A 24,019-nucleotide genomic window follows, 5' to 3' on the forward strand; every position below is an offset into this window, starting at 1 on the left:
CAGGCCACGACAGCAACGTGCTCCAAGAACACCAATGGACGCACGTGTCCCGTACGACAACCAAAGTTTCGATGAAGGAAAGCCGGCGTCCACCATAAGGGCCCAAACTTAATCAAGTCCCCAGGGTTCGGGAGGTGTCGCCATGCGCGAGGTGGACGTCTCGTACAGCGATCTCGCCACGGCGGTGTCGGAGTTCCGCCGGTTGTCCGGCGCCATGCGCGACCACGTGACCGCCCTGCAGGCCGACCTGGCCGTCGCGGGGGACCCTTGGGGGAGCGGCGAGTTCGGGGGGCAGGCGGGGGCGATCTACCGCGACCTCGTCGAGCGGCTGTTCGCGAAGGGGCACGGCATCGCCGACGGGTACGGCACGGTGTCGGAACAGGTCCGGAGCATAGTCGGCAACCACAGGGGCGCCGAGCTCGTGTCCGAGCAGGCGTCGGAGGCCGTCGAACGCATGTTGTGGCCCGTCGCGGGCGTGTGATCAGGGGCGGAGCCGGTCGAAATCGGCGCGGGGAAGGTGGACGCCGAACGTCTCGGGGTTGATCGCGACGCCGGCCCCCGGGGGGAGCAGGGCGATCAGCGCGCCGCCGCGGATGCCGCGCCACTCCCGTACGCCATCCGGGAGCGTCGCAGGAAGGTGATCCCGGGCCGTGTACGCGTGCGCGGCCAGGTCGTCATGGTCGCCGAACAGCGGGACGCGGTCATCGTCCCCGATGCCGGTCAGCACGTCGGCGTCCACGAAGAGAGGGGCGATCCTGGCGTCGTCGAGGTAGCCGGCGGAGCCGAACTGGATCGCGGCGTCGAGTTCGTCGGTCGGCTCGGGGTAGCCGAGGGTGAGGGGCGACGGGAGGTAGTTCGGATTTGGGCGGAACTCTCCTATCTGACCGTGTTCGTCCACCTGCCAGGCGCCGGCCACGCCGAACGGCGGCACCTCACCGTCGGGGTCGAAGTACTCGTCGATGACGTAGAGCCACTGGCCAGGATTGGCGCGGGCCGCCGCACGCAACTCGTCGCTGACCGGCGGGGTTTCCATCATCGACGATCAGCTCCCTGGGTCGTAATGGGGGTTGGGGACGAACCTGTTGTAGGTGCGGCGGCCCCTCCGGATCTCCTGCGCGCCGACGATGTACCGGCGGTCGATGCCGCCGATAAAACCTACCTCCCGCTCTTCCGGATAGAGATTCTCAATCTTGTTCCGGCGCAACGTCGGGTTCATGTAGACGCCCCCGGGGGCGTCGATGAGGTACCGGTAATTGCGCTGGCGGAGGAGGAGCAAATTAGGGCTCCTCGTCGTCGACACGAATGCGGAATCCCAGGGGTCGCCCTGCTGCATCCCGAAAGCCGTGCGGTCGCCCTTCGGATGGAATCCCTTCTCGAAGATCTCGTCGGGGGCCCGATTGTCGCCGCGCCACAGGAATCGGCGGTCGGTCCGCCACGCCGGGTTCGGCACGTCGAGTTTGCCGAGGTCGACAGGGCGCGTGGCGGCGTGCAGGGGGTCGCCGCGGAAGGACGCCGGCCACCGCATCGGCTTGCGCACCATGGGAACGCCGAGGCGTTCGCTCGCCTTGGCCAACGGACGCAGCACCATCCGCGCGAACATCTCGCCGAAGGCGCCGCGCAGCCTGGTCGCCACGATCTTCTCGGCCTCGAACGCCGCCGCTCCGGCGCCCGGCACGAATATCATCGCGGAAAGCCGCATCACCAGCCGCATGAGCGAGTAGATGATCGTCAGCTTGTAGACGACCACGATGACGGCGGCGGCGAGCAGCGCCAACGCGATGAGCACGGTCGCCCCGGAGACCGCCTCTCCCTCGGCCGCCAGGCCGGTCTCGTCCTGCCAGTCGTCGCGCAGGGCCCGCACGCCCTCGCTGTCGTTGCGGCTGTGCACCCAGGTGGTCAGGTCGTCGGCCTCGCCGGTGGTGCGTGTGGAGTCGTCCCCGAACCGCGCCAGCCGCATGCCGGTGGCGGCCAGCCCCGCCTCGTCGCTGTCGGTCCAGGTGTGGCCGGTCAGCGGCACCAGGGGGCGGAGCGCTTCCGGCAGTTCCAGCCCCATCAGAACCTGCCGTTCACGCGGAGGGAGAAGGCGGATCGCTCTCCTCGCGGCGAAGACCGCGGGCGCGAGCGCCGACGGGGGCGGGGGATGTCCCCTTCAACCGAAGTCGTACAGCCGGCCTTCTCGCTCACTGCCGCTTCAACCGATCCAGGCGCCGGGTCAGCTCGTCGACGGTGGACAGGAGCGTGTTCATGTCGTCCTGGGTATCGGCCTTGACCTTGTCGATCAGGCTGTTCAGCTCCAGCGAATCCTGCTTCAGCACTTCCGGGATCGCCTGGGTGGCGCGTTGCCGGGCCGCCGCGCGGGCCCGGCCGAACGCCTCCCTGATCGCCTCGGCCAGCTCGACCGCGGGCAGCCGCAGGGCTCGCGGGTCGAGCTTCAGTCCGGTGAGGTCGGAGGTGCCGTCCACTTCCACGGTCACCAGCCCGCCCGCCGCGGTGGCGGTCTCCCGCACCGCCACGAACTCATCCAGGAAGTCCATGGCCTCCAAGGCTAGGGACACGAGCCGGACACTCGCCACGGAAGATCATCAGCGTTCAAGCACAGTTCATCCAGCGTGCATACGCGTCGTGGGACACGGCAACCATGATCGAGCCGGAACGAGAAAACCCCAGGCCGGACGTTCTCCTTCTAGCGGTCGTCGCCCAGCTCGACACGATCGAAGTCGTGAAGGGGCACAGTGCCAGGGGCACCGGGGCCCTTCCTCAGCGATGACGAATGGGACGAGATCGACGCGGCACAGAGCGTCACGCCCGAGCCGGAGACGGCTCCTGAGCCTGAGCTGGTGGAGGAGGCCACAGAGAGCCTGCTGTCTCGGAGGAGGCTGTGCGGGCCTTCCTGTCCTCTCCTGCCGGGTCGGAGATGCTCATGTCCATGACGGCCAAGCAGGCCGCCGCTGCTCCTCAGACGGCCACCGTGACCAAGGCCAAGGCTCCCCGCAGGAGAGCCGGGCCAAGGGCACCGCTGAGGCGCTTTTCCAGGCCCCTGAGGTATGTACGTAGCGGCGTAGCTTTCGATCGGAAAGGCCCCCGGCTTTCGAGTCGGGGGGCCTTTTGCTTGTGCGCCCAGCATGGGCGATTGCCTGGGGGTGAAAGTCCCCCGGAGGAAGAGGTGATGCTAACTCCGAGCCGGAGGCAAGGGCGTCGTCGTGAGGCGGGGTCTGGAGGAAGCCCGAGGCGAAACCCTGCACCGAGGGACACGAACCGCGTATGAGGCCGGATGGGTCTGGGTGAGCCTGCAAGGGAAGGTGAAGCCCGTCATCGCCGACAGGACCGTCAGGTAAACGCGGCGGGCGCGGGGGGAAGGTGATCGTTCTTACCTGGGGAGATCTGTCTGGGTGTCGGTTGTGCTGTTGTTGTCGCCGCGCCGACGGTCCTGGCCGTGAGGTTGGGGCTGACCGGGCAGAAGTCAGCAGAGGTCGTAGTACCGGTGAGGGGAACGGACAATCAGCCGGGAAGGGCCGAACGTCAAGTAACACGGTTGAAGGTGAGGTGCTCGTGCCGGTCGCGGTGATCGCAGCCATCCCGTGGACGCGGGCCCGCAGGGGGGAGACGGTGAGTCCGTCGGAGCCCACAGCGGAGCGTAGCGGCCGGTCGGCGCCCTTGTCGGAGGTCGTGATCCCTGGCCTGGAGGTCTCGCTGTGGGAGGAGTTGCTGTCTGCGGCGAATCTGGGCAGGGCGTTGAGGCGTGTGGAGGCCAACCGGGGCGCGCCGGGTGTGGACGGGATGACCACGCAAGGAGTTACGGCCGTGGATCCGGGAGCACTGGGCGAGCGCTCGGGAGGCATTGGACGCGGGCACGTATCGGCCGTTGCCGGTTCGCCGGGTGGTGATCCCCAAGCCCGGGGGCGGGGAACGCGCGCTGGGGGTGCCCACGGTGCTGGACAGGTTGATCCAGCAGGCGATTGCGCAGGTGCTCGTGCCGATGTTCGACTCGCATTTTTCGGGGTCGTCGTTTGGGTTCCGTCCCGGCAAGTCCGCTCATCAGGCGGTGCGGGTCGCGCGGCGGGCGATTGACGACGGGTTGAGGTGGGTCGTTGATGTCGATCTTGAACGGTTCTTCGATCGGGTCAATTTCGACATGCTCATGGCGCGCAAGGTCGCTGATCGCAGGCTGCTCAGGCTGCTCAGGCTCATCCGGGCGTATCTGGAGGCCGGGGTGATGATCGATGGGATCGTCCGGGCGACGGTGGAAGGAACCCCGCAGGGCTCGCCGTTGTCGCCGATCTTGTCGAACATCATGCTCGATGACTTGGATCGGGAGCTGTGGCGGCGCGGTCATCGGTTCGTGCGCTTCGCTGATGACATTCGTGTCTTCGTGCGCAGCAGGCGAGCCGCCCATAGGGTGCTCGACTCGGTGACGGCCGTGGTTGAGCAGCGGCTGAAACTCAAGGTGAACCGGGAGAAGTCCTCGGTCCGGCACGCCCGCGAGGCGACGTTGCTGGGGTTCGGGTTCTACTTCTCCCGCTCAGGGGTGAGGGTCCGGGTCGATCCCAAGGCCGTCAAGCGGCTGAAAGGACGGATTCGGGAGCTGACCAGCCGACGCTGGAGCGTGTCGATGATCTGCAGAATCGACAGGCTCAATCAGTACACCACTGGCTGGATGGCCTACTTTCATCTGGCGGACACACCACGGGTGTTCCGTGACCTGGATGAGTGGTTCCGCCGCCGGATGCGGCAGGTCCGCTGGAAGGAATGGAAACGCTTCACGGCCAGACGTCAGAACCTGCGCCGGCTGGGCATTCCCGACGATAAAGCTCGGGAGTGGGCATCCAGCAGCAAGGGGTACTGGCGGATCGCCGGGTCGCCCATCCTGTCACGGGCTCTGCCCAACGCCCATTGGGATGGCCTTGGCTTGAAGGGTCTTCACCAGACCTGGCAACGGCTCAGAACAACGGCTTGACGAACCGCCGGATGCGGGCCCGCATGTCCGGTGGTGTGAGAGGAGGGTGAGGTGACCTCACCCTCCTACTCGATTAGCGCCCCTGACCAGAGGCTGCGGCCTAGTCCTGGGTGTCGTCGGCGGTGTCCTAAAGCTTTGGCGTTCTGGGCGATGGTTCAGAGTCAGGGTGTGACGTCGGCGCAGCTAACCCGTACACTCAAAGTCCCGGTGAATTCGGACCTATTGCGAGAGCTCACGGTGTATGTAGTCCCGCTCGCGTTCTGCAACGCTGTACTAGGGGATGATACAAAGTCGAAGGGCTGGATTGTGTAACTGCCTTCGATCACATTCTTCCCCGGGGGGCAGAGAATAGTAACCGTGCATATATCGTTAGGCTCGCAAGTATCCTCTGCGACCGGGAGCACCTCGTATCCAGAGAATTCTCCGCCTGATGGCGGCGGCGTGGTCTGCTGCGCAGCCTGCGTGCAGGTGTTGGCCTGATTGATGGTTGTCTGGTTGTGATTCCCATTGATAGGGCTCGTATTTTGCGCCGTTGGGATGCAGACTATTGAAGGTGACACGTTCAGGTTCGGGAGTAGGTTCGAGAGTACGTTCGCGTTCGGAATGACGTTGTCGACGACGTCGATGACCGGATGGCCATCGGCCATTGCCGGTGAGACAGTACTGCCGGTAACGGCGGCGCTGGTCGAGATGGCCAGAACTGTGGCGAACTCACCTATCCTGCTCAAGCGAACCTCCTATTTGCTGGCGCCCTCTTTTAATGAAAGGTAGCTGCTAGTGATCAAGGTCCACGGAGATCGGCGCGCTCATCGAGATCAATTGATGGACGTTTTACCTCCGCCGGGGTTGCGTGCCTGGGACGGTCGCTATCATTCACACCCAAACGAATCAAGCGCGGTCAAACCTTTCGACATAACGGGGCCGTAGCCCCCTACCAGTGCAGGGCCGATAGCGGGCGCGTGGCGCGATCCCCAGCCTGGAAACCGCGTGTGCGGGGGTTCGTCTGCCCGTCTGGTTGGGGGCGTGAGCACTCCGATTAAGGGCGGCCAGGCTCGCTCAGCCGGGGGCGTCTATGGGTCTCATGTCATGCAGCTCGACCATCTGGGCCACGGCCAGCGTGGACGCGTGATAGCGGTGGGCGTCCCAGGCGACGAAGACGTTGTGCCGGGACAGGAAGGGGCCAGCAACGGCAGGTACGTATGTGTCCGCCAGGACGCCTGCACTCGTGGTGTCCGCCACGGTGTAGACGGCGAAGTCCTGGCGGAGCATGGGGCATTCCTCCAGCGCCTTCGGAATGCAGCTCCAGCACGTCGGCGGCGCGTTCGTGCGACCGCTGTCCGGGCCGGTCCGCTCGAACACCGTGCTCGTCAACGCCCACGGGATTCGCCCTGTCTCCAGATCAGTCGCCGGCTTGCCACACACCTGGCACAGCCGCTTGTCCATACACCGCCACTGCCGCCGGGTGTTGAGCTTGCGCATCCGTTCGGAGCCGCGCAGGTCGGGGCGACGGTCGCGCAGGTCGCGCACCCGCGCGCGCAGGATGCCGTGCACCCAGTCGTTCCGCCGTGGCGTGCGGTACGTCAGGCGCAGCTCATCGTTGTGCCACTCGAACGCGATAGGGTCCTCGACCAGCTCGTTGGCGTAGGCGATGGTGTACGGGACGGTCGTGTACCCGCTCACGACGGATCGTGCTTGCGCGGCCTTACAGCCGTGCTTCTCCCGCAGCTCCTCAACGGCGGTCATGCCGCCACCCCGGCGTTCTGCGCCACCAGCAGGCCCACACGGTGTGGCATGCCCGCCGGTACAACCTCGACCCGATCGGCTCGCGGCTCATTCCCGGGGCCGACGCGCGCCAGCTCGACCATGTAGCTACCTGACCGGGGGCCGATGGTGACGGTGGCGATCTTCCAACCGGCATCGGCGTAGATGACAAGCTGTGGAGGATGCCAAAGGCTCTCACCGGTGGAGTAGAGCTTGATCGCGCATCGGTCGGCAATCCGCTTGATCAGTTGGGCATGGATGCCTGCGGTCGTCAGATGCTCCAGAACCCGGTCAAGGGCCGCGTTCTGGACCGCCGTTTCCTCCTCCGATATCGGCTGGCATAGCAGGTCGTCAGCCGATGATGTTCTGTCTGTGCGGGCCATGCCTTGAAGTTAGAAGCAAACACTTACACGGCTTGAAAAGTTGCCCATGTTTGCCCACTAGTCGGAGGGCAGGGCTTCGATCGCTTGGCGGATCAGCCTCTCAGCCGACTCGCCGACGACGGCGAGAGGAAACAATCTTTCCCACGCAGACACGTACATAGCGATCTCGTCGGGCTGCACGATCGTCAGGTAGCCAGACACCAGTTCCACGTTCACCTGAGCGAAGTCCGTCATCGTGAACGACTCTTCCGGCCACACGCCCCACCCGCTGCTGGTGCGGTCAGCGGTCCGTGGGATAACCGCGATCAGCGCCGAGGGCATCAGCATCACCGAAAGCAGGTGCCGGAGCTGTTCCGCATGCACGGCTGGAGGCGTGGTTCGGTACCACAACACACTCTCTTCCAGCAGGAACACAAAGCGGGCATCTGAGCGGTGCAAGACACGACGGCGTTCCATCCGTTCTGCCACGGCCCCGGCAACGTCATTCACCTCAAGGGCCTGCTCATGTTGGACGGCCTCCAAGGCCGCTGTGGTGTAGCCCTCCGTCTGGAGAAGGCCAGGGATGACCCTGTTCGAGTAAACGCGCATCAAGCGCACACGCTCGTAGCGACCCCTGACCGACTCCTGTGCCCCCTTCAGCCCTCGTCTATGAAGCTGCTTGTACGTGACCCACATCCCGGCCGCCGCGCGCAGCTCGGCCAACAGTTCCTCGGTACGCCCTGGCGATACCTCGCAGACCCGGCACCAGGTGCGCAGATCCTCCGGGGAGATCGGGCGGGCGGCATGTTCGATCTTGGAGACCTTGGAGACGCCGTGCCACCCTGCCAGCTCGGCCAGCTTGCGGCCGGTGATCCCGGCATCCTCACGGATCTCGCGAAGCTGGTCGGCCAGGCGTTGCCGCGCGGCTTGGGCGCTGGAGGAGGGGGAGGGAGATGACGCCATGGTGAAGGTCTGGATACCCGATCTGAGCTACTTCGGCTGGTATTGCTGATGCGGGATCGCCCGTTCCCAAATCTGCTCGAACATCGCGAGACATCGAGTGACCAGATCGGGATCGTTCGAGAACTGATCCTCCTCGGTGTCCACTCCCGCGCCAGAGTTGAAATTGAAGCAGACCACTTTCCCGTCGAACATCCAGAAGTCCGTGCCGGGCAGCATCAGGTCGAACGCCTGGCGACGCGGCAGCCAACGCACCTCTTCACCGGCCTCGACGTTCTCGTCCGTGATCATGTGCTCCCACCGGATGTAGTCGCTGATCGGCTCTGACACGACCCGTGCGCGGCGAATCCGGACTCCACGCCCTACGGCCTCTCAAACCGTATCGGTCCATCCGTGACGCTCGTAGCGGCCGGAACCGCCAGCAAGAAAGTCTTGGAACGCGGAGTGGCTGGGGTCGTAGGTGTCGCGTGTCTCCAGGTGCACGGCCGAATGCCGGGCACCGCAAATCATGTCGCTGATCGTCGTCGGCCCGTGCCCGACGCGACCGGCCTCAAACGTGCCCGCTACGCCTCGGCGATGATCGGCTTCATCCGGCCCGGCTGCCAGACCACAGCCTCATCAGCCCCGATGGGACTATGCTTCGCGATCTTCGCCAGGACAGCCGGATCGGTAACGAGCTTGCCCTGAAAGAAGATCTTGTCCGTCTCGTCATCGACGAACACGGCGCAGCACTTGTCGTCGGGGGAGTTGGGGTCCATGCCGACGAAGTGGAATGCCATGGCGCTCTCCTCGCTCGCGTGTTGCCCAATGTTGCCCTTCAGTCGGTGAGCCTGAAGCCGGACGAAGAGGGAGTCAAGGGCTGGCGTCCAGGATGGCGTTCAAGGGGTCAGCACAAAGTCAGCACTGGTGCTGACAACAGCCTTGATCAACCCGGAACAACAAGAAGCCCCAAACTCTCGGCGTGTGCCGTGAGCTGGGGCTTTAACTCCTGTTTGACCAGGTCGGACCTGATCTGCCATGGAGCCTGGTGGACGATACTGGGATTGAACCAGTGACCTCTTCCGTGTCAGGGAAGCGCTCTCCCGCTGAGCTAATCGTCCGTATTGAGTTGGAACTCAGAGCGGAAGACGGGATTCGAACCCGCGACCCTCACCTTGGCAAGGTGATGCTCTACCACTGAGCCACTTCCGCGTGGTGCTGCGTTTACTTTAGCGGATCCCGAGGGGTCCGTTGTTCGGCCGAGGTGGAGACGGGATTTGAACCCGTGTAGACGGCTTTGCAGGCCGCTGCCTCGCCTCTCGGCCACTCCACCATGGAGTCTTGCTCCGAGCGGAAGACGGGATTCGAACCCGCGACCCTCACCTTGGCAAGGTGATGCTCTACCACTGAGCCACTTCCGCATGAACCCCGGGCGACGTGCGCCGGGCTACGGGAAAACCATATCGTCTTCCCGGAGTGCCCGTGCGCACTGAGCGGCCCGTGGGGCCAAATTCAGCGGATCAGACGCACGTCCTTTGCCATGACGAACATCACCCGGTGACCGAGTTGGATCTGGTAGTAGCGGGTTTGCCCGGTTGTGGTGACGTGTTTGGCCGGGCTGAAGGCGCCGGCGGAGTAGTAGGAGCCGGTGATCGTGTCGCCCACCGTGTACGTCTGGTTGGGGCCGATCTTGTACTGGAGCGGGGCCAGCTGCTGGTACGACGCCAGCTTGTACGCGTTCTGCTCCGGGTACGCGCGGCCGTACACCCTGGTGCCCGGTCTGAGGGGGCTGACCAGCGGGCCCTTGGCGGGGACGGCGGCGGGGTCCGACGGCGGGTTGTGGAACCAGGCCTTCTGGCCGAGATACCAGATGGCCGTCCAGTCGTCCCGCCGGTCCGCCACCGCGTAGCGCTGGCCGGCGGAGGCGCGGGCGCTGTGGTCGTACACGCTGTACGTGCTGGGCTTGCCCCCATGTTTGCCCGGGTCGGTGACCAGGGGCGACGACTCGCTCGGTTCCTGATGCAGCCAGATCGTCGCGGCGCCGTGCGGCGGGCACGCCTTGTCCGGCTTGGTGGCGACGCAGCCGGTGAAGCGGGGCCGGTTGGAGGTGTACGAGGGGCGGATCATGACGGAGTTACCGCTCTGCGCCCCCTTGAGTGGCCTGCCCAGCAGGTCGAAATAGTGGGACCAGTCCCAGTACGGGCCGGGGTCCTCGTGCATGCCCGCGACCATCTTCGGCGTGGTGCCGGGGATGTTGTCGTGGCCGAGGATGTGGGCCCGGTTGAGCGGGATGCGGTACTTGTCGGCCAGATATCTCACCAGCTTGGCCGACGAACGGTACATCGCCTCCGTGTACCAGGTGCCCTTGGCCAGATAGCCCTCGTGCTCGATCCCTACCGAACGGGTGTTGACGTCCCAGTTGCCCGCGTGCCAGGCGATGTCGTTGGTCGCCACGTGCTGGGCGACATGTCCGTCGCGGGAGCGGATCGTGTAGTGCCAGCTCACGTACCTCGGATTGCGGATCAGGGACGGGATGCCCTGGTAGGTGCCCTCGGTGTCGTGAATGACGATGTAGTCGACGGAACGGGACCGGCTCAGGCGGTCGTGGTTGCCGTAGTCCCGGTTCCTCTTCTTGCCGAAGCGCTCGTAGGCGGCGGGTACCCACTCGCAGGCGAGCGAGCTGGGGCACTCCACGTGCCCGCCGTTTCCGGTCTTCTCCACGTTCCCGGCCTCTGCCCAGTATTCGCCCGGGTCGGTCTGATCGTTCGTGCCGGGCTCCTCTCCGGTGAAGGACGGCGGGTCGGTGTCGAACTGCTCGTCGGACGCGGACGGTGGGCCGTTGTCGGTGCGCCCGTTGATGGCGAGCGGCGTGTCGGGGTCCCTCTGGGCCCGGGTTTCGGTCCGCTCGCCCGTGACGGCGGCCGAGTTCTTGGCGGCGGCGGAGCCGGCGTCGGTGGCGGACCCCGTGGCGGTGGACCCCGTGGTGGACCCCGTGGCGGTGGACCTCGCGTCGGTGGCGGTGGCAGCGGTCGTGCCGGGCGCGACGACGGGATGGGGCAGGTTCGGCATGGGTTCGAGCCGCACCAGGTGGCCGTCGTCGGTACGCCGTTGCGCGCCCTCCCGCATCACCGAGAACACCTCGTCGGCGAACTCATGGGACGCGGCCGCGCCCTGCGCGCCCGAGTAGCGGGCGACGGCCCCGTACCAGTCGGCCGGGTCGGCGCTCGGGTGATCCTGGTAGGAGGCGAGGAGGGCGGCGCCGCCCCTGATGTTGGCGGCCGGGTCCGCGCGCAGCAGGGCGGGGTCCGCGTCGATGAGGCGCCCCGCCTCGGGCAGCGTGGTGGTCGGCGCCGGCGCGCGCAGCGCTGACGCGGGAGGGGCCTCGGCGAACGCACGGAGCATCGGGCGGGCGTCGTCGCCCCGAGCGTCACCCAGCGCGTCACCGATCGGCCACCCGTGCCCGCCGCCCGCGGAGGAGGCGTGCCCGTCCTGGGCGGCTCCGGCCGCGGAGGCGTGCCCGTCCTGGGTGGTCCCGGTCGAGGCGGCGCCGGTCAAGGGAGCGAGCGTCTCAGCAGGGAACGCGTCCACCAGGTGCATCGGGCCGTAGCCGCCCGCCGTGCTCGGGGATCCCCCGTTCGCGTCCCAGCGGGACTCCAGGTACGAGACGCCGAGCAGCACGCTCTCCGGCACCCCGAACTCCCGTGCGGCCGCGGCGAACTCGGCCTGCCGCCCGGAAGGCGGTGCGGGGGAGCGGCCGGGTGGACCCGCGCGGCCGGGGGCGGCGCGTTGGACAGAGCTTGCGAGGGCGAGGCCGGGTGGGCCTGCTGGGGCGGAGCCGGACGCGGGCATGTCCGCGGGCACGGTGAGCGGGCCGGCGGTCAGGACGGCGGCGAGCCAGAGGCGCATGACATCTCCCCCAGGAAGGTCACGATACGACTACTCACCGTAACCATTCCCAGAAAGGGATGTGTCAGACGGGTCGGATGATACGCATGAGATCTGCCAGATCGGCAGCGAACTCGGCATCCCAGTCATCGGGCGTCAGATACTCGGCCAGCCGCCGGTGGGCGGGCGCGTCGCCCCCGCGGCGGAGCCGGACGTCCCGGGAGGCGTCGGAGAAGCGCCCGCTCACCTCGGACAGCGCGAACCCCATCACGAACGTGCTCACCAGCCGCTCGATCCGGGGCACGTCGGCCTCCGGCACGCCCGCGTCGAGCAGCGCCTGGTAGAGCTGGTCGACCACGCTGACCCCGTCGGGCGTCGACGAGGTGCGCAGCAGCAGAAGCGGGAAGACCGACGGGTGCTCGCGGGCCAGGCGGCGGGTGGCCCAGGCGATCGCGCCGAGGCGCTCCTGCCAGGTCTGCCCGGGGTCGTCGGGCGCGAGCCGGTCGAGCAGGCGGCCGACGAGGCCGTCGAGCAGCTCATCCTTGTTCCGGAAATATCCGTAGATGGCCATGGGTGTCACACCGACCCGCTCGGCGACGGCCCGCATGGACAGGGCGTCGAGGCCGCGTTCGTCGGCGATGGCGAGGGCCGCGTCGAGGATTTCCGGCTGCCGGGAGGTCTTGAGCTTCCGCACCGCATCAGTCTACGGTGTAGAGCAGTCTACATCGTAGACCGAGGCGGAAGGGGGACACATGAGCGGGCTGGTGAAGGCGACCGGGCTGGTCAAGCGGTACGGCGACGTCACCGCGCTGGACGGCTTCGACCTGCGGGTGGAGCCGGGGGAGATCGTCGGGCTGGTCGGGCACAACGGCGCCGGCAAGACGACGTTCTTCGAGATCGCCGCGGGACTGGTGCGCCCCGACGCCGGGCGTGTCGCGGTGCGGGGCGAGGTGGGGATGGCGCCCCAGCGACTCGCCCTTTATCCCAGCGTCACCGTACGGGAGACGCTGCGGCTGTTCGGCGGGCTGGCCGGGCTGCGGCGGCGCGCCCTGACGGCGGCCGTCGACGCCGTGGCGGCGGAGCTGGCGCTGACCGCGGTGCTCGACCGGCGGGTGAGCGTGCTCTCCGGCGGCCAGCAGCGCCGCGCGCAGGCCGCCACCGCCCTCCTCCCGGACCCGGACGTGCTCCTCCTCGACGAGCCCACGGCGGGCGCCGACCCCCAGACCCGCACCGCGCTCCTGGCGGCGGTGCGCCGCCGGGCGGACGGCGGCGCGGCGGTCGTCTACTGCACGCACTACCTGCCCGAGCTCGCGGAGCTGAACGCCACGATCGCCGTCGCGCGGAGCGGGCGGGTGATCGCCAGGGGCACGGGCGCCGAGCTGCTCAAGGGGCTGCCCGGCGAGGTCCGCGTCACCCTGGACGACGGCGAGATCACGGTCTCGACCACCGACCCCACCGCCACCCTGGCCGCCCTGCTGCGCGACCTCGACCGCCCGGTACGCGGCATCGACATCCGCCAGCCGTCGCTCGACGACCTCTACAAGGAGCTGGCCGATGTCGCGTGAGCCGTCGACAAGCCGCCGGCTGATGCCGCGGGAGACGTTGCACCGCATCGGCGTGCTGGCCGCGCACAACGTGCTCCTGCGCCGGCGCGACCCGGCCCACCTGGTCAGCTACCTGGTCATGCCCATGGTCCTCATGCTCGTCTTCAAGTCCATGTTGGGCGAGCCCGTCCAGGTCGTGACGGGCCTGCTGGTCATGTTCTCGGTCCTGTCGATGGCCGACGTGGCCATGGCCGGCCTCACCGAGCGCGCCTGGCACACCTGGGACCGTCTCAGGGCCACCGGGGCCCGCGTCCCCGAGATCATGATCGGCAAGGCTCTGCCGGTGTTCGCCGTGCTGATCCTGCAGCAGGTCGTGCTGCTCGCGTACGGGATTGTGGCGGTCGGACTGCGGCCGGCCGGGCCGGTGTGGCCGCTGGCGCCGGCCGTGGCGGCGTGGTGCTTCGCGCTGCTCGGCGTGGGCACGGCACTGGCCGGGGTGGTGCGCAGCCAGGGGGAGCTGAGCACGCTCTGCAACATCGCGGCGCTGGCGGTCAGCGCGCTGGGCGGCGCGCTGGTGCCGTACGCGATGATGCCCGCCTGGGCGCAGGCCATCGCGCCGATCTCGCCCGGATACTGGGCGACCACCATGCTCCAGGCCGCTGTCAGGGGTGACGTCGCGGGCACGGCCCGCCCCGCGGCCGTCCTCGTCGGGCTCGGTCTCGCCGCCGGAGCCTTCGCCTGGTGGCGGTTCAGCAGGGGTTGGGGCCGCGACAGCCTGCTCTAGGCAGTCCTTTGAGTTAATTCCTGCCCGATTTCGGGCAGGATGTTGAAGTGTCTCGTTCCAGATGCGTAGTGTCCTCGTCTGTGTCCCCGGCACGACATCCCTACGAAGATCTCATCGTCCACCTCACCGAGACGAGCCCGCTGGGCCCGGGTGAGGCGGCGAAGGTGGTCGCCGACGTGCTGTCGTACTTCTCCGAGTCCGTCGAGGAGTACGTCCGCCGCAGGCACGCCGAGCTGAAGACGGTCGGCCACACCAACGACGAGATCTTCCCCAGGATCGCGGCCGAATTACGCGGTCGGCGGGTCGCGGCACCGGAGCTGTCCCTGCGGCAGCTGCGCAGGATCGTCTATGGATAAAAGAGGAGACCTCGATGTGCGGAATCGTGGCTTACGTCGGTCCGCGGGACGCGGCGCCCATCCTGCTGGAAGGGTTGCAGCGGCTGGAGTACCGCGGGTACGACTCGGCCGGGGTCGTGGTGTCCAACCGGGGGCTCAAGCTGCGCAAGGTCAAGGGCCGCGTCGCGGACCTGGCCAAGGTCGTGCCGGCCAGGTTCAAGGGCACCCTGGGCATCGGGCACACCCGGTGGGCCACGCACGGCGTCCCGAGTGACGAGAACGCCCATCCGCACCTGTCCGGCGACGAGCGCATCGCGGTCGTGCACAACGGCATCATCGAGAACGCCGGCGAGCTGCGCGCCAAGCTGGAGGCCGACGGCGTGGTGTTCGCCTCCGAGACGGACACCGAGGTGCTCGCGCACCTGATCGCCCGCGCCGCCGACGAGAACGACTCCCTGGAGGAGGCGGTCAGGAAGACGCTCAAGAGCATCGTCGGCACGTACGGCATCGCGGTCATCGACCGCGAGCGGCCCGGCGAGGTGGTCGTGGCGCGCAACGGCAGCCCGATCGTGCTGGGCATCGGCGAGAAGGAGATGTTCGCCGCATCCGACGTGGCCGCGCTCGTCCGCTACACCCGCCAGGTCGTGCACCTGGAGGACGGCGAGCTGGCCGTGCTCAAGGCCGACGGCTTCCACACCTTCGCCAGCGACGCCCGCGAGACCGCCAAGGAGCCGCTGACCGTCGACTGGGACGCCGGCCACTACGACACCGGCGGCTACGAGCACTACCTGCTCAAGGAGATCTCCGAGCAGCCCGAGACGATCACCCGCACGATGAGCGGCCGGCTCGACGAGCGTTTCCACGTGGCCCACCTCGGCGGCCTGAACATGGACGCCCGCGAGACGCGGAGCTTCCGCCGGGTGAAGATCATCGGGTGCGGGTCCGCGTACTACTCGGGGCAGATCGGGGCGCAGCTCATCGAGGAGCTGGCCCGCATCCCGTCCGACGCCGAGCCCGCCAGCGAGTTCCGCTACCGCAACCCGGTCGTCGACCCCGACACGCTCTACGTCGCCATCAGCCAGTCGGGCGAGACGTACGACACGCTCGCCGCCGTGCAGGAGCTCAAGCGCAAGGGCGGCCGCGTCATCGGCATCGTCAACGCGGTCGGCAGCGCCATCGCCCGCGAGGTGGACGGTGGCATCTACCTGCACGCCGGCCCCGAGGTCTCGGTGGCCTCGACCAAGGCGTTCACCTCGACGTCGCTGGCGTTCGCGCTGCTCGCGCTGCACCTGGGCCGGGTGCGCGACCTGTCACCCGCCGACGGGCGGCGCATCGTGGAGGGCCTGCGCAGGCTGCCGGGGCAGATCGAGGAGATCCTCACCCAGAGCGACAAGATCGCCGAGCTGGCGCAGAAGTACGCCAAGCACCCGAGCATGATGTTCGTGGGCCGCGTGCGCGGCTACCCGGTGGCCAGGGAGGGCGCGCAGAAGCTCAAGGAGATCTCCTACGTGCACGCCGAGGCGTATCCGGCCAGCGAGCTGAAGCACGGGCCGCTCGCCCTGATCGGCCCCGACATGCCGACGGTCGCCATCGTCCCCGACGACGAGCTGCTTGACAAGAACCTCACCACGCTGGGCGAGATCCGCGCCCGTGGCGGACAGGTGCTCATGGTCGGCCACCGCGAACCCGACGCCAAGCTGGCCGACGACGCGATCGTGATCCCCAGGAACGAGATCGAGCTGGACCCGATCCTGCTCACGATCCCGCTCCAGCTGCTCGCGTACTATGCGGCGGTGGCGCTGGGCCGGGATGTGGACAAGCCTCGCAATCTCGCCAAGAGCGTCACGGTTGAATAAACAGGCTAATTTGGCCTCAAACCTCGTTATCTTGCTGCGGACGGCATAAATTCGATACGTGCGGCAGTTCGACCCTGAGAGGCCCAATCTCGCACGCATGTACGACTACATGCTCGGCGGGAAGGACAACTTCGCGGTCGACCGCCAGGCCATCGAGCAGCTCGCCGAGCTGATCCCGGAGGCGGTCCCGCTGGCCCGCGCGAACCGGGCCTTCCTGCAGCGTGCCGTGCGTTACGTGGCCGCCGGCGGGGTGCGGCAGCTCCTCGACCTGGGCAGCGGGCTGCCGACCCAGGGCAGCGCGCACGAGGTGGCGCCCGAGGCCCGGGTCGTCTACGTCGACCATGATCCGGTCGTCGCCGCACACGCCGCAGCCCTGCTCGGACGCTCGAGCAGGGCTGCTTTCGTCGAGGCGGACCTCCTGGACCCCGAGGCGGTGCTGGCGCGGGCGGGCGGGTTCCTGGACCTGCGCGAGCCGGTCGGGGTGCTGCTCGTGTCGATCCTGCACTTCCTGCCGGACTCGGCGCGGCCCCGGGAGGCGGTGGCCGCGCTGCGCGAGCGGCTGGCGCCGGGCAGCTACCTGGTGATCACCCACGCCACCTCGATGGGCCGCCTGGAGGACGGGCAGCGCTACCGGGGCGCCTCCTCGGACGACCCGGGCGGCGGCACCGACCGCACGCCCGCCGAGATCCGCGCCTTCTTCGGCGACTTCCCGCTGGAGCCGCCCGGCCTGGTGCAGGCCGTCGACTGGCGTCCCGACCGGCCCAAGCTGGTGGGAGACTGGTCGCTGCCGTCGTCCCTGATGGCCGGGGTGGGCAAGAAGCCTTTGTGAGAGATATGTGTATCTCTGCGTATTGTGTCGATAACCTGGAGTAAGCGGTCGCTCGCGAAACTCGGGGGAGAGGCACATGCGCCGTCGGCGGTTCTTCGCATGGGGGCTGGGCCTGGCCGCGTGCGCGACAGGCTGCGGGACGGAGCGCTTCGCCGGGAGCGCGGCAGGCCCGCGCGCCAGGTTCTCGATCAATCCTCAGGGGCGCCGCTGGACGCGCGTCGGGCAGGCGTTCGCGGGCGCGGCCCGGGCGGCCGGATACGAGACCGGCGGGGGCACCAGGATCACGGTGACCGGCCTGCCCGCGCTGGCCGCCGCCGAGCTGAACAACGGCCAGACCCTCCTCGACACCGCCACCCCCCTGTCCAGGCTCAGCGGCGAGGTCGAGGTCGTGGTCGTGCCCGCGACGTCGCCGTTCAAGGACTTCGAGGACTTCGGCGCCCACCTGCTCGCTCGTCCCGGCCAGACGCGGCTCGCGGGCGGACCCGAGGGCGAGCCCGACCACCTGCTGTTCGGCCTGATCGCCAGGGGGCTCGGCGTCGACACCCGCCAGCTCGCCTACACCGGCTACCTCAGCAGCCAGGAGGCCGTCACCGAGCTGCTGTCCGGCAAGGCCGCGGCGGCCGCGGGCCCGCTGGCCGACTGGCGCGCGAGCATCAAGGCCGGCCGGGTCAGGGCCCTCGCGGTGTCCTCGGCCAGGCGGGTGCCGGGCCTGGACGCGCCGACGCTGCTGGAGTCCGGCGTACGGGTCGACTTCGCGGACTGGTCGGCGGCCTTCGGCCCCGAGAACATGCCGGACGAGATCCGCGAAACGGCCGTCCGCATGTGCGAGGACGTGACCGGCTCGGCCGACTGGGAGGCCGCCTGCCGGTCCGAGGGCTGGATCTCGATCCCGCTCGGCGGCGACGACTTCAAGCTGTGGCTGGGCTCCGAGGTCGAGCGCACCCGCGCCGTCCTGCGGGATCTCGGTTTGGTCGACACCACAAAGGCCACAACATGCTGGGGTAGTTGCGGGAACGGCCACTAGATGTAGGATCCTGGTCGTCGCTGGTTCGCCTCCCCGGAGGCGGAGCAAAAGGGAACCCGGTGCGATTCCGGGGCTGCCCCGCAGCGGTGAGCGGGAACGACCGCCGTCATGTGCACTGGAGCGATCTGGGAAGCGACGGCCAGTAGGAGCGAGTTACGCGCGCCCGCGAGCCCGAAGACCTGCCAGCGCCGTGCCGGGCCGCCCGCCCGGCATGAAGTGACCATGGCCTCGCGGGAGGGCCGGGGAGCGAAACGGCCGGTGGGTGATCCGCGCCGCCGTGCTCTCGCGCGCCCTCACGGGGGATGAGCTCGCGAGGAGAGAGCACGTGACGCAGATCATCGAGATCGACCGTCGTCTGGCCATCGAGGAGGCCGCCGCCCGGGTCATCGCCGATCCGGCCAACTCCCGGATCGCCGCCCGGCTCCTGGCCGAGGAGATCGCCGACGAGGCCGCCGCGCACGGGGTGCGGACGTTCTCCGAGTCCATCGCCGCCACCCACGCGGCCGGGCTGATCCAGGACGGGCTGGCGGAGTTCGTCGCCGCGCACGCCGCCGAGCTGGACGCGCTGGTCTCGGCGGAGGCGGACGACCGGTTCGAGTATTTCGGGTTGCGCACCGTCTACGACCGCTACCTGCTGCGCCACCCCGAGACGAGGGCGGTGCTGGAGCGCCCGCAGCACTTCTTCCTGCGCGTGGCCTGCGGCCTGTCGGAGTCGGTGGCGGAGGCCGCCGAGCTCTACGCGCTCATGTCCACGCTGTCGTACCTGCCCAGCTCGCCCACGCTGTTCAACTCGGGCGCGCGCCGCCCGCAGCTGTCGTCGTGCTTCCTGCTCGACTCGCCGCGCGACGAGCTGGAGGCGATCTACGACCGGTACGGCCAGGTGGCGCGGCTGTCGAAGTACGCCGGAGGCATCGGCATCGCCTGGACCCGGGTGCGCTCGCGCGGCTCCCTGATCCGGGGCACGAACGGCCACTCCAACGGCATCGTCCCCTGGCTGCGCACGCTCGACTCCTCCGTCGCGGCCGTCAACCAGGGCGGGCGGCGCAAGGGCGCGGCCTGCGTCTACCTGGAGACCTGGCACGCCGACATCGAGGAGTTCCTGGAGCTGCGCGACAACACCGGCGAGGACGCCCGCCGCACCCACAACCTGAACCTGGCCAACTGGGTGCCCGACGAGTTCATGCGCCGGGTGGAGGCGGACGAGGTCTGGTCGCTGTTCGACCCGAAGGAGGTGCCCGACCTCACCGACCTGTACGGCGACGCGTTCACGCGGGCGTACCGCGCGTACGAGGCAGCCGGGCGCCACCTCCGGCAGATCCCGGCCAGGACCCTGTACGGCCGGATGATGCGCACGCTCGCCCAGACCGGGAACGGCTGGATGACGTTCAAGGACGCCGCCAACCGCACCTCCAACCAGACCGGCCGCCCCGGGAACGTCATCCACCTGTCGAACCTGTGCACCGAGATCCTCGAGGTCACCAGCGACGCCGAGACGGCCGTCTGCAACCTCGGCTCGGTCAACCTGGCCACCCACCTGCTCGACGGCGAGGTGGACTGGGACCGGCTGCGCACCACCGTGCGCACGGCCGTGCGCTTCCTGGACCGGACCATCGACCTGGGCTTCTACCCGACGCCCGAGGCCGAGGCGGCGAACAAGCGCTGGCGGCCCATCGGGCTCGGCGTCATGGGCCTGGCCGACGTGTTCTTCACGCTGCGGCTGCCGTTCGACTCGCCCGAGGCGCTGGAGCTGTCGACCAGGGTGGCCGAGGAGATCGCGCTGGCCGCGTACGACACCTCCGCCGACCTGGCGGCCGAGCGCGGCCGGCACCCGTCGTACGCCGAGACGCGGGCGGCCGGGGGAGTGCTGCACCCGGACCACTACGTCACGAGCACCGAGCGCTGGGACGCCGTGCGGGAGAAGATCGCCCGCACCGGACTGCGCAACTCGCTCATGATCGCCATCGCGCCGACCGCCACGATCGCCTCCATCGCCGGCTGCTACGAGTGCATCGAGCCGCAGGTGTCCAACGTGTTCAAGCGCGAGACGCTGTCGGGCGAGTTCCTGCAGGTCAACCGGTATCTGGTGGCCGACCTGCAGGCGCGCGGGCTGTGGACGCAGCAGATGCGCGACGACATCAAGCGGGCCGACGGCTCGGTCCAGACGATCCCCGGCGTCCCCGACGACCTCAAGGTGCTCTACCGCACCGCCTGGGAGCTGCCGCAGAAGGCGCTGATCGACCTGGCCGCCGCGCGCCAGCCGTACATCGACCAGTCCCAGTCCCTGAACCTCTTCATGGCCAGCCCGACCATCGGCAAGCTCTCGTCGATGTACGCCTACGCCTGGAAGCGGGGCCTGAAGACCACGTACTACCTGCGCTCCCGGCCCGCCACCCGCATCGCCCAGACCACCGTCCAGGCGGCGGCCCCGGCCGTCCCGGCGGCCGTCGCGGAGGCGCTCGCCTGCTCCCTGGAGAACCCCGAGACCTGCGAAGCCTGCCAGTAAGGAGACTGTTGTGCTGCTCGACCCCGGTATGGACCTCACCCTGCGGCCCATGCGCTACCCCGACTTCTACGAACGCTACCGCGCGGCCATCCGCAACACGTGGACCGTCGAGGAGGTGGACCTCCACTCCGACCTCGCCGACCTGGCCAAGATGACGCCGCAGGAGCGGCACCTGATCAACCGGCTGGTCGCGTTCTTCGCCACCGGCGACTCCATCGTGGCCAACAACCTCGTGCTCAACCTCTACCAGCACGTCAACGCCCCCGAGGCGCGTCTCTACCTCAGCAGGCAGCTGTTCGAGGAGGCCGTGCACGTCCAGTTCTATCTGACCCTGCTGGACACGTACCTGCCGGACCCTGACGAAAGGGTGAAGGCGTTCGCCGCGATCAACCACATTCCCTCGATCCGCGACAAGGCGGAGTTCTGCTTCAAGTGGATCGACTCGATCAACGAGTTGCAGCGCCTGGAGACCCAGGACGAGCGCCGGCGTTTCCTCCTGAACCTCATCTGCTTCGCCGCCTGCATCGAGGGCCTGTTCTTCTACGGGGCCTTCGCGTACGTCTACTGGTTCCGCTCCCGGGGCCTGCTCGGCGGCCTGGCCACCGGGACGAACTGGGTCTTCCGCGACGAGTCCATGCACATGGAGTTCGCCTTCGGCGTGGTGGACACCGTACGGGCGGAGGAGCCCGAGCTTTTCGACGATGAGCTGGGCAAACAGGTTACCCTCATGGTGGAGGAGGCCGTGGCCGCCGAGCTGGCCTTCGGCGAGGATCTCTGCGGGGACGGCATGCCCGGCATGGGGGTCGTGCAGATGCGCCAATATCTGGAATATGTCGCCGACCAGCGGCTGGCCAGGCTGGGCCTGCCCAGGAGGTACGGCTCGGCCAACCCCTTCGCGTTCATGGAGTTGCAGGACGTGCAGGAGCTGGCCAACTTCTTCGAGCGGCGTGTCTCCGCTTACCAAGTGGCAGTTGAGGGCAATGTGACCTTCGACGAGACGTTCTAGACATTGGGGGCATAGGCGTGCAGTCTCCAGCAGGCTGGCCGATTCTCGTGATCTCGGTGATCGGCTCGATCCTCCTGGTTGAGCTGGTGCGGAGGGTCCTGAACAGGGCCGGGCGCAAATGGACGTTCGCCCGGCACCTGGTGGAGCACTGCACGTGGCCGGCGTACTCGGTGGCGGTGGTGGTGGCCGCCAACCTGGTGCTCGGACCGGGCATGTTCGGCGAGAGCGCGGACGCGCGGGCCATCGCGGAGATCGTGCAGCGGGTGCTCGGCCTGGCCACCATCGCCGCCGTCACCTGGCTGATCGTGCAGGCCAACTACGCGCTGACGGACGTCGTACTCGACCGGCTGGTGCTGGTCGAAGGGGAGCGCAACCGTCGGGCGCGGCGGATCATGACGCAGATCGCGCTGGTCCGCCGCATCGCCGCCGCGGTCATCATCGTGATCGCGCTCGGCGCGATGCTCTTCTCGTTCCCGCAGGTCCGCGCGCTCGGCGCGGGCATCCTGGCCTCGGCGGGCATCGCCGGCGCCATCGTCGGCATCGCCGCCCAGCCGACCATCGGCAACGCCCTGGCCGGACTCCAGTTGGCCTTCAGCGACGCGCTCCGGCTCGACGACGTGGTCGTCGTGGAGAAGGAGTGGGGCCGGATCGAGGAGCTGACGCTCACCTACGTCGTCCTGCGCCTGTGGGACGAGCGCCGCCTGGTCCTGCCGGTGTCCTATTTCACCCAGAACCCGTTCGAGAACTGGACCAGACACGGCAGCCGCGTCCTCGCCGTCGTCTTCCTGCGCGTGGACTGGTCGGTGCCGGTGCCCAAACTCCGGGAGGCGCTGTACGAGTTCCTCCAGGGCAACCCGCTGTGGGACCAGACGGACTGGACGCTCCAGGTCACCGACGTGCTGCCGAACGGCCTGGTGGAACTGCGCGCCCTGATGAGCGCCGCGGACTCGCCGTCCTCGTGGGACCTCAAGTGCGATGTGCGCGAGTTCCTGGTCAACTACGTCAGGGACCATCACCCCGAATCCCTGCCCCACTTCCGCGTGGAGACCCCGGAATCCCGCGCGCAGAAATAAATGTGTGGCACGGCCGCCGGTCATGCCTTTACCTTGGACATTGTCCAGCCGCACGAAGAAAGGCACTGAAGTGAGCTACCCCAGACTGTGGCGAGGGCTTTCCGGATAACCAGCCGATTATCGGAAAGCCGTCTCGGGATGCACCGGGGCGGCTTATTTGTTGACGACCGAGTGTGGGGCAGTTTGGTCAGCCCGCCTGCCTTGGGAGCAGGAGCACCGCAGGTTCGAATCCTGCCACTCGGACAGCGGCCCTGAAAGAAGAGGGCCGCGGGCCACGGCCTGACCGGCGGGATTGGCGCCCCCCGGCCGGACCCAGCCCTCACCCCGGGCCGGCCCACGCCAGCCAAGCCCGGGGTCCAGCCGCTCTGGCCCAACAGGCGGAGGCGCCGTCATGAACTGCGTGATCGTCTGATCAAGGCGGAGTTGAAGCGCGATATCACCGAATGGTGTGGTCAGCCGGCACTTCTACAAGTTGACCACATCGATGGAGACCGGATGAACAACGAGCTGGATAACCTGCGGATCCTGTGTGCCAATTGCCACATGCTGACGGAGACGTGGAGGGCACGAGAACGGCCGGCGTAGGCCGGTTCAGGCGCTTGTGGCGGAACTTCGGTAGACGCGCTGGACCCAGGATCCAGTGCTCCGCAAGGAGCGTGGGGGTTCGACTCCCCCCAAGCGCACGCACGACCCAGGAGGCGGAGGTTCAGGGTTCGAATCCCTGGGGGACGCACAGAAGGGGGTGCCGCTCAGTGCCGTCCAGTGTTGCTTTGCATAACTGCGGCCGGGATTCTTCCCGGTGTCGTGTCGGCCTGTGCCCATGTGTGCCGGGCTGTATTGCATACACGCGAGCAACCACCGAGCAACCATGCGTTCTTGACTAACGGCATCATGTGCCGATTGGTCCCATCAGGCCAAGGACCGCCTGTTCGCCGCTGAACTGCCGAAGCAGGAACTCGCATTCGGCGAGCGACCGGCCGGCGTGCAGCAGGTGGATGCGCGGATCTTGTGCGGGCATGGGTCGAATTCTGCCATCGAGTCGTAGCGATTCCCGGTGAACGCTACGGGTGATCAGTGAACCTATTTCAACCTCACGCGGCTTGGGCGACACGATGGTTCTGGAGGACGGCGATGGCCTTGCAGAGGTGGCCGGCCTTGGACGGG

23 protein-coding genes, 6 tRNA genes, 1 pseudogene and 1 riboswitch are annotated in these 24,019 nt (G+C 68.0%); of the genes and pseudogenes, 14 read left to right on the forward strand and 16 right to left on the reverse strand.

What is annotated here, in order from left to right; all coding sequences use genetic code 11:
* Nucleotides 1-142 precede the first annotated feature (142 nt).
* Nucleotides 143-481, forward strand: a complete 339-nt coding sequence (locus ACIBQ1_RS56275; protein ID WP_397291272.1) for a hypothetical protein — start codon at nt 143-145, stop codon at nt 479-481.
* Here the strand turns inward: ACIBQ1_RS56275 and ACIBQ1_RS56280 are convergent, their stop codons facing one another.
* The 3 genes from ACIBQ1_RS56280 to ACIBQ1_RS56290 all read right to left on the reverse strand — a co-directional run bounded on the left by ACIBQ1_RS56280 (nt 482) and on the right by ACIBQ1_RS56290 (nt 2,534).
* Complete coding sequence (locus ACIBQ1_RS56280) at nt 482-1,036, reverse strand: type VII secretion system-associated protein (protein WP_397291274.1); 555 nt, start codon at nt 1,034-1,036, stop codon at nt 482-484.
* Between the two features lie 6 nt (nt 1,037-1,042).
* A complete protein-coding gene (locus tag ACIBQ1_RS56285) occupies nt 1,043-2,053 on the reverse strand; it encodes a hypothetical protein (protein ID WP_397291276.1) in 1,011 nt (336 codons plus the stop codon).
* A gap of 127 nt (nt 2,054-2,180) precedes the next feature.
* Nucleotides 2,181-2,534: a YbaB/EbfC family nucleoid-associated protein gene (locus ACIBQ1_RS56290; protein WP_397291278.1), complete on the reverse strand. Its 354-nt coding sequence runs from the start codon at nt 2,532-2,534 to the stop codon at nt 2,181-2,183.
* Between the two features lie 1,271 nt (nt 2,535-3,805).
* Between ACIBQ1_RS56290 and ltrA the strand changes: the two genes are divergently transcribed.
* Nucleotides 3,806-4,954, forward strand: coding sequence for a group II intron reverse transcriptase/maturase (gene ltrA, locus ACIBQ1_RS56295; protein ID WP_397291317.1), 1,149 nt, complete (start codon nt 3,806-3,808; stop codon nt 4,952-4,954).
* Between the two features lie 161 nt (nt 4,955-5,115).
* On the opposite strand, the gene ACIBQ1_RS56300 is transcribed toward ltrA, so the two are convergent.
* From ACIBQ1_RS56300 to ACIBQ1_RS56355, 12 genes and pseudogenes are all read right to left on the reverse strand, one after another.
* Nucleotides 5,116-5,682 (reverse strand): hypothetical protein, encoded by a 567-nt coding sequence (locus ACIBQ1_RS56300; RefSeq protein WP_397291280.1) that lies wholly within the window; start codon nt 5,680-5,682, stop codon nt 5,116-5,118.
* A gap of 328 nt (nt 5,683-6,010) precedes the next feature.
* Nucleotides 6,011-6,697 carry a hypothetical protein gene (locus ACIBQ1_RS56305; protein WP_397291282.1) on the reverse strand — a complete coding sequence of 229 codons (687 nt, stop codon included), beginning with the start codon at nt 6,695-6,697 and terminating at the stop codon, nt 6,011-6,013.
* Nucleotides 6,694-7,098, reverse strand: coding sequence for a hypothetical protein (locus tag ACIBQ1_RS56310; RefSeq protein ID WP_397291284.1), 405 nt, complete (start codon nt 7,096-7,098; stop codon nt 6,694-6,696). The genes ACIBQ1_RS56305 and ACIBQ1_RS56310 overlap by 4 nt, the downstream gene beginning before the upstream one ends.
* 57 nt (nt 7,099-7,155) lie before the next feature.
* Nucleotides 7,156-8,040 carry a helix-turn-helix domain-containing protein gene (locus ACIBQ1_RS56315; protein WP_397291286.1) on the reverse strand — a complete coding sequence of 295 codons (885 nt, stop codon included), beginning with the start codon at nt 8,038-8,040 and terminating at the stop codon, nt 7,156-7,158.
* Nucleotides 8,041-8,067: 27 nt separating this feature from the next.
* A pseudogene (locus ACIBQ1_RS56320) lies at nt 8,068-8,547 on the reverse strand (DUF6879 family protein).
* Nucleotides 8,548-8,600: 53 nt separating this feature from the next.
* Nucleotides 8,601-8,816 carry a hypothetical protein gene (locus tag ACIBQ1_RS56325; RefSeq protein WP_397291288.1) on the reverse strand — a complete coding sequence of 72 codons (216 nt, stop codon included), beginning with the start codon at nt 8,814-8,816 and terminating at the stop codon, nt 8,601-8,603.
* A 246-nt stretch (nt 8,817-9,062) separates the two neighbouring features.
* Nucleotides 9,063-9,137 (reverse strand) — tRNA-Val (locus ACIBQ1_RS56330).
* Nucleotides 9,138-9,156: 19 nt separating this feature from the next.
* Nucleotides 9,157-9,228: transfer RNA gene (locus ACIBQ1_RS56335), tRNA-Gly, on the reverse strand.
* 50 nt (nt 9,229-9,278) lie between these two features.
* Nucleotides 9,279-9,349: transfer RNA gene (locus tag ACIBQ1_RS56340), tRNA-Cys, on the reverse strand.
* Between the two features lie 16 nt (nt 9,350-9,365).
* A tRNA-Gly gene (locus tag ACIBQ1_RS56345) sits at nt 9,366-9,437 on the reverse strand.
* Nucleotides 9,438-9,528: 91 nt separating this feature from the next.
* Entirely contained in the window at nt 9,529-11,922 is a 2,394-nt protein-coding gene (locus ACIBQ1_RS56350; protein ID WP_397291290.1) for an N-acetylmuramoyl-L-alanine amidase, read from the reverse strand.
* Between the two features lie 64 nt (nt 11,923-11,986).
* Complete coding sequence (locus tag ACIBQ1_RS56355; RefSeq protein ID WP_397291292.1) at nt 11,987-12,595, reverse strand: TetR/AcrR family transcriptional regulator; 609 nt, start codon at nt 12,593-12,595, stop codon at nt 11,987-11,989.
* A gap of 58 nt (nt 12,596-12,653) precedes the next feature.
* Here ACIBQ1_RS56355 and ACIBQ1_RS56360 point away from each other — a divergent pair, with 58 nt between their 5' ends.
* The 12 genes from ACIBQ1_RS56360 to ACIBQ1_RS56415 all read left to right on the forward strand — a co-directional run bounded on the left by ACIBQ1_RS56360 (nt 12,654) and on the right by ACIBQ1_RS56415 (nt 23,538).
* Nucleotides 12,654-13,466: an ATP-binding cassette domain-containing protein gene (locus ACIBQ1_RS56360; protein ID WP_397291294.1), complete on the forward strand. Its 813-nt coding sequence runs from the start codon at nt 12,654-12,656 to the stop codon at nt 13,464-13,466.
* Nucleotides 13,456-14,229, forward strand: coding sequence for an ABC transporter permease (locus ACIBQ1_RS56365; RefSeq protein ID WP_397291296.1), 774 nt, complete (start codon nt 13,456-13,458; stop codon nt 14,227-14,229). The genes ACIBQ1_RS56360 and ACIBQ1_RS56365 overlap by 11 nt, the downstream gene beginning before the upstream one ends.
* Before the next feature lie 80 nt (nt 14,230-14,309).
* A complete protein-coding gene (locus ACIBQ1_RS56370; RefSeq protein ID WP_397291298.1) occupies nt 14,310-14,585 on the forward strand; it encodes a hypothetical protein in 276 nt (91 codons plus the stop codon).
* A 14-nt stretch (nt 14,586-14,599) separates the two neighbouring features.
* Nucleotides 14,600-16,420: a glutamine--fructose-6-phosphate transaminase (isomerizing) gene (gene glmS, locus ACIBQ1_RS56375; RefSeq protein WP_397291300.1), complete on the forward strand. Its 1,821-nt coding sequence runs from the start codon at nt 14,600-14,602 to the stop codon at nt 16,418-16,420.
* 58 nt (nt 16,421-16,478) lie between these two features.
* Nucleotides 16,479-17,249 (forward strand): SAM-dependent methyltransferase, encoded by a 771-nt coding sequence (locus ACIBQ1_RS56380; protein ID WP_397291302.1) that lies wholly within the window; start codon nt 16,479-16,481, stop codon nt 17,247-17,249.
* Between the two features lie 76 nt (nt 17,250-17,325).
* The gene (locus tag ACIBQ1_RS56385; protein ID WP_397291304.1) at nt 17,326-18,273 is read left to right on the forward strand and encodes a Bug family tripartite tricarboxylate transporter substrate binding protein; all 948 of its coding nucleotides are present in this window, start codon (nt 17,326-17,328) and stop codon (nt 18,271-18,273) included.
* A 4-nt stretch (nt 18,274-18,277) separates the two neighbouring features.
* A riboswitch (cobalamin riboswitch) is annotated at nt 18,278-18,475 on the forward strand.
* 123 nt (nt 18,476-18,598) lie between these two features.
* Nucleotides 18,599-20,776: a ribonucleoside-diphosphate reductase subunit alpha gene (locus ACIBQ1_RS56390; protein ID WP_397291306.1), complete on the forward strand. Its 2,178-nt coding sequence runs from the start codon at nt 18,599-18,601 to the stop codon at nt 20,774-20,776.
* Between the two features lie 10 nt (nt 20,777-20,786).
* Nucleotides 20,787-21,782: a ribonucleotide-diphosphate reductase subunit beta gene (locus ACIBQ1_RS56395; RefSeq protein WP_397291308.1), complete on the forward strand. Its 996-nt coding sequence runs from the start codon at nt 20,787-20,789 to the stop codon at nt 21,780-21,782.
* Nucleotides 21,783-21,799: 17 nt separating this feature from the next.
* A complete protein-coding gene (locus tag ACIBQ1_RS56400; RefSeq protein ID WP_397291310.1) occupies nt 21,800-22,855 on the forward strand; it encodes a mechanosensitive ion channel family protein in 1,056 nt (351 codons plus the stop codon).
* A 167-nt stretch (nt 22,856-23,022) separates the two neighbouring features.
* Nucleotides 23,023-23,098: transfer RNA gene (locus tag ACIBQ1_RS56405), tRNA-Pro, on the forward strand.
* Between the two features lie 180 nt (nt 23,099-23,278).
* The gene (locus ACIBQ1_RS56410; protein ID WP_397291312.1) at nt 23,279-23,440 is read left to right on the forward strand and encodes an HNH endonuclease; all 162 of its coding nucleotides are present in this window, start codon (nt 23,279-23,281) and stop codon (nt 23,438-23,440) included.
* Between the two features lie 10 nt (nt 23,441-23,450).
* Nucleotides 23,451-23,538: transfer RNA gene (locus tag ACIBQ1_RS56415), tRNA-Leu, on the forward strand.
* A gap of 206 nt (nt 23,539-23,744) precedes the next feature.
* On the opposite strand, the gene ACIBQ1_RS56420 is transcribed toward ACIBQ1_RS56415, so the two are convergent.
* On the reverse strand, nt 23,745-24,019 hold a 275-nt coding region (locus tag ACIBQ1_RS56420; RefSeq protein WP_397291314.1), incomplete at its 5' end, for a hypothetical protein.

It is taken from the genome of Nonomuraea sp. NPDC050153 (assembly GCF_044460125.1).
Taxonomy (GTDB): Bacteria; Actinomycetota; Actinomycetes; order Streptosporangiales; family Streptosporangiaceae; genus Nonomuraea.

Excerpts from the sequence above, each read along its gene's own strand:
- ACIBQ1_RS56275 (WP_397291272.1), top strand. The coding sequence starts at position 143 with ATGCGCGAGGTGGACGTCTCGTACAGCGATCTCGCCACGGCGGTGTCG.
- ACIBQ1_RS56280 (WP_397291274.1), bottom strand. The coding sequence starts at position 1,036 with ATGATGGAAACCCCGCCGGTCAGCGACGAGTTGCGTGCGGCGGCCCGC.
- ACIBQ1_RS56285 (WP_397291276.1), bottom strand. The coding sequence starts at position 2,053 with ATGGGGCTGGAACTGCCGGAAGCGCTCCGCCCCCTGGTGCCGCTGACC.
- ACIBQ1_RS56290 (WP_397291278.1), bottom strand. The coding sequence starts at position 2,534 with ATGGACTTCCTGGATGAGTTCGTGGCGGTGCGGGAGACCGCCACCGCG.
- ACIBQ1_RS56305 (WP_397291282.1), bottom strand. The coding sequence starts at position 6,697 with ATGACCGCCGTTGAGGAGCTGCGGGAGAAGCACGGCTGTAAGGCCGCG.
- ACIBQ1_RS56310 (WP_397291284.1), bottom strand. The coding sequence starts at position 7,098 with ATGGCCCGCACAGACAGAACATCATCGGCTGACGACCTGCTATGCCAG.
- ACIBQ1_RS56315 (WP_397291286.1), bottom strand. The coding sequence starts at position 8,040 with ATGGCGTCATCTCCCTCCCCCTCCTCCAGCGCCCAAGCCGCGCGGCAA.
- ACIBQ1_RS56325 (WP_397291288.1), bottom strand. The coding sequence starts at position 8,816 with ATGGCATTCCACTTCGTCGGCATGGACCCCAACTCCCCCGACGACAAG.
- ACIBQ1_RS56350 (WP_397291290.1), bottom strand. The coding sequence starts at position 11,922 with ATGCGCCTCTGGCTCGCCGCCGTCCTGACCGCCGGCCCGCTCACCGTG.
- ACIBQ1_RS56360 (WP_397291294.1), top strand. The coding sequence starts at position 12,654 with ATGAGCGGGCTGGTGAAGGCGACCGGGCTGGTCAAGCGGTACGGCGAC.
- ACIBQ1_RS56365 (WP_397291296.1), top strand. The coding sequence starts at position 13,456 with ATGTCGCGTGAGCCGTCGACAAGCCGCCGGCTGATGCCGCGGGAGACG.
- glmS (WP_397291300.1), top strand. The coding sequence starts at position 14,600 with ATGTGCGGAATCGTGGCTTACGTCGGTCCGCGGGACGCGGCGCCCATC.
- ACIBQ1_RS56385 (WP_397291304.1), top strand. The coding sequence starts at position 17,326 with ATGCGCCGTCGGCGGTTCTTCGCATGGGGGCTGGGCCTGGCCGCGTGC.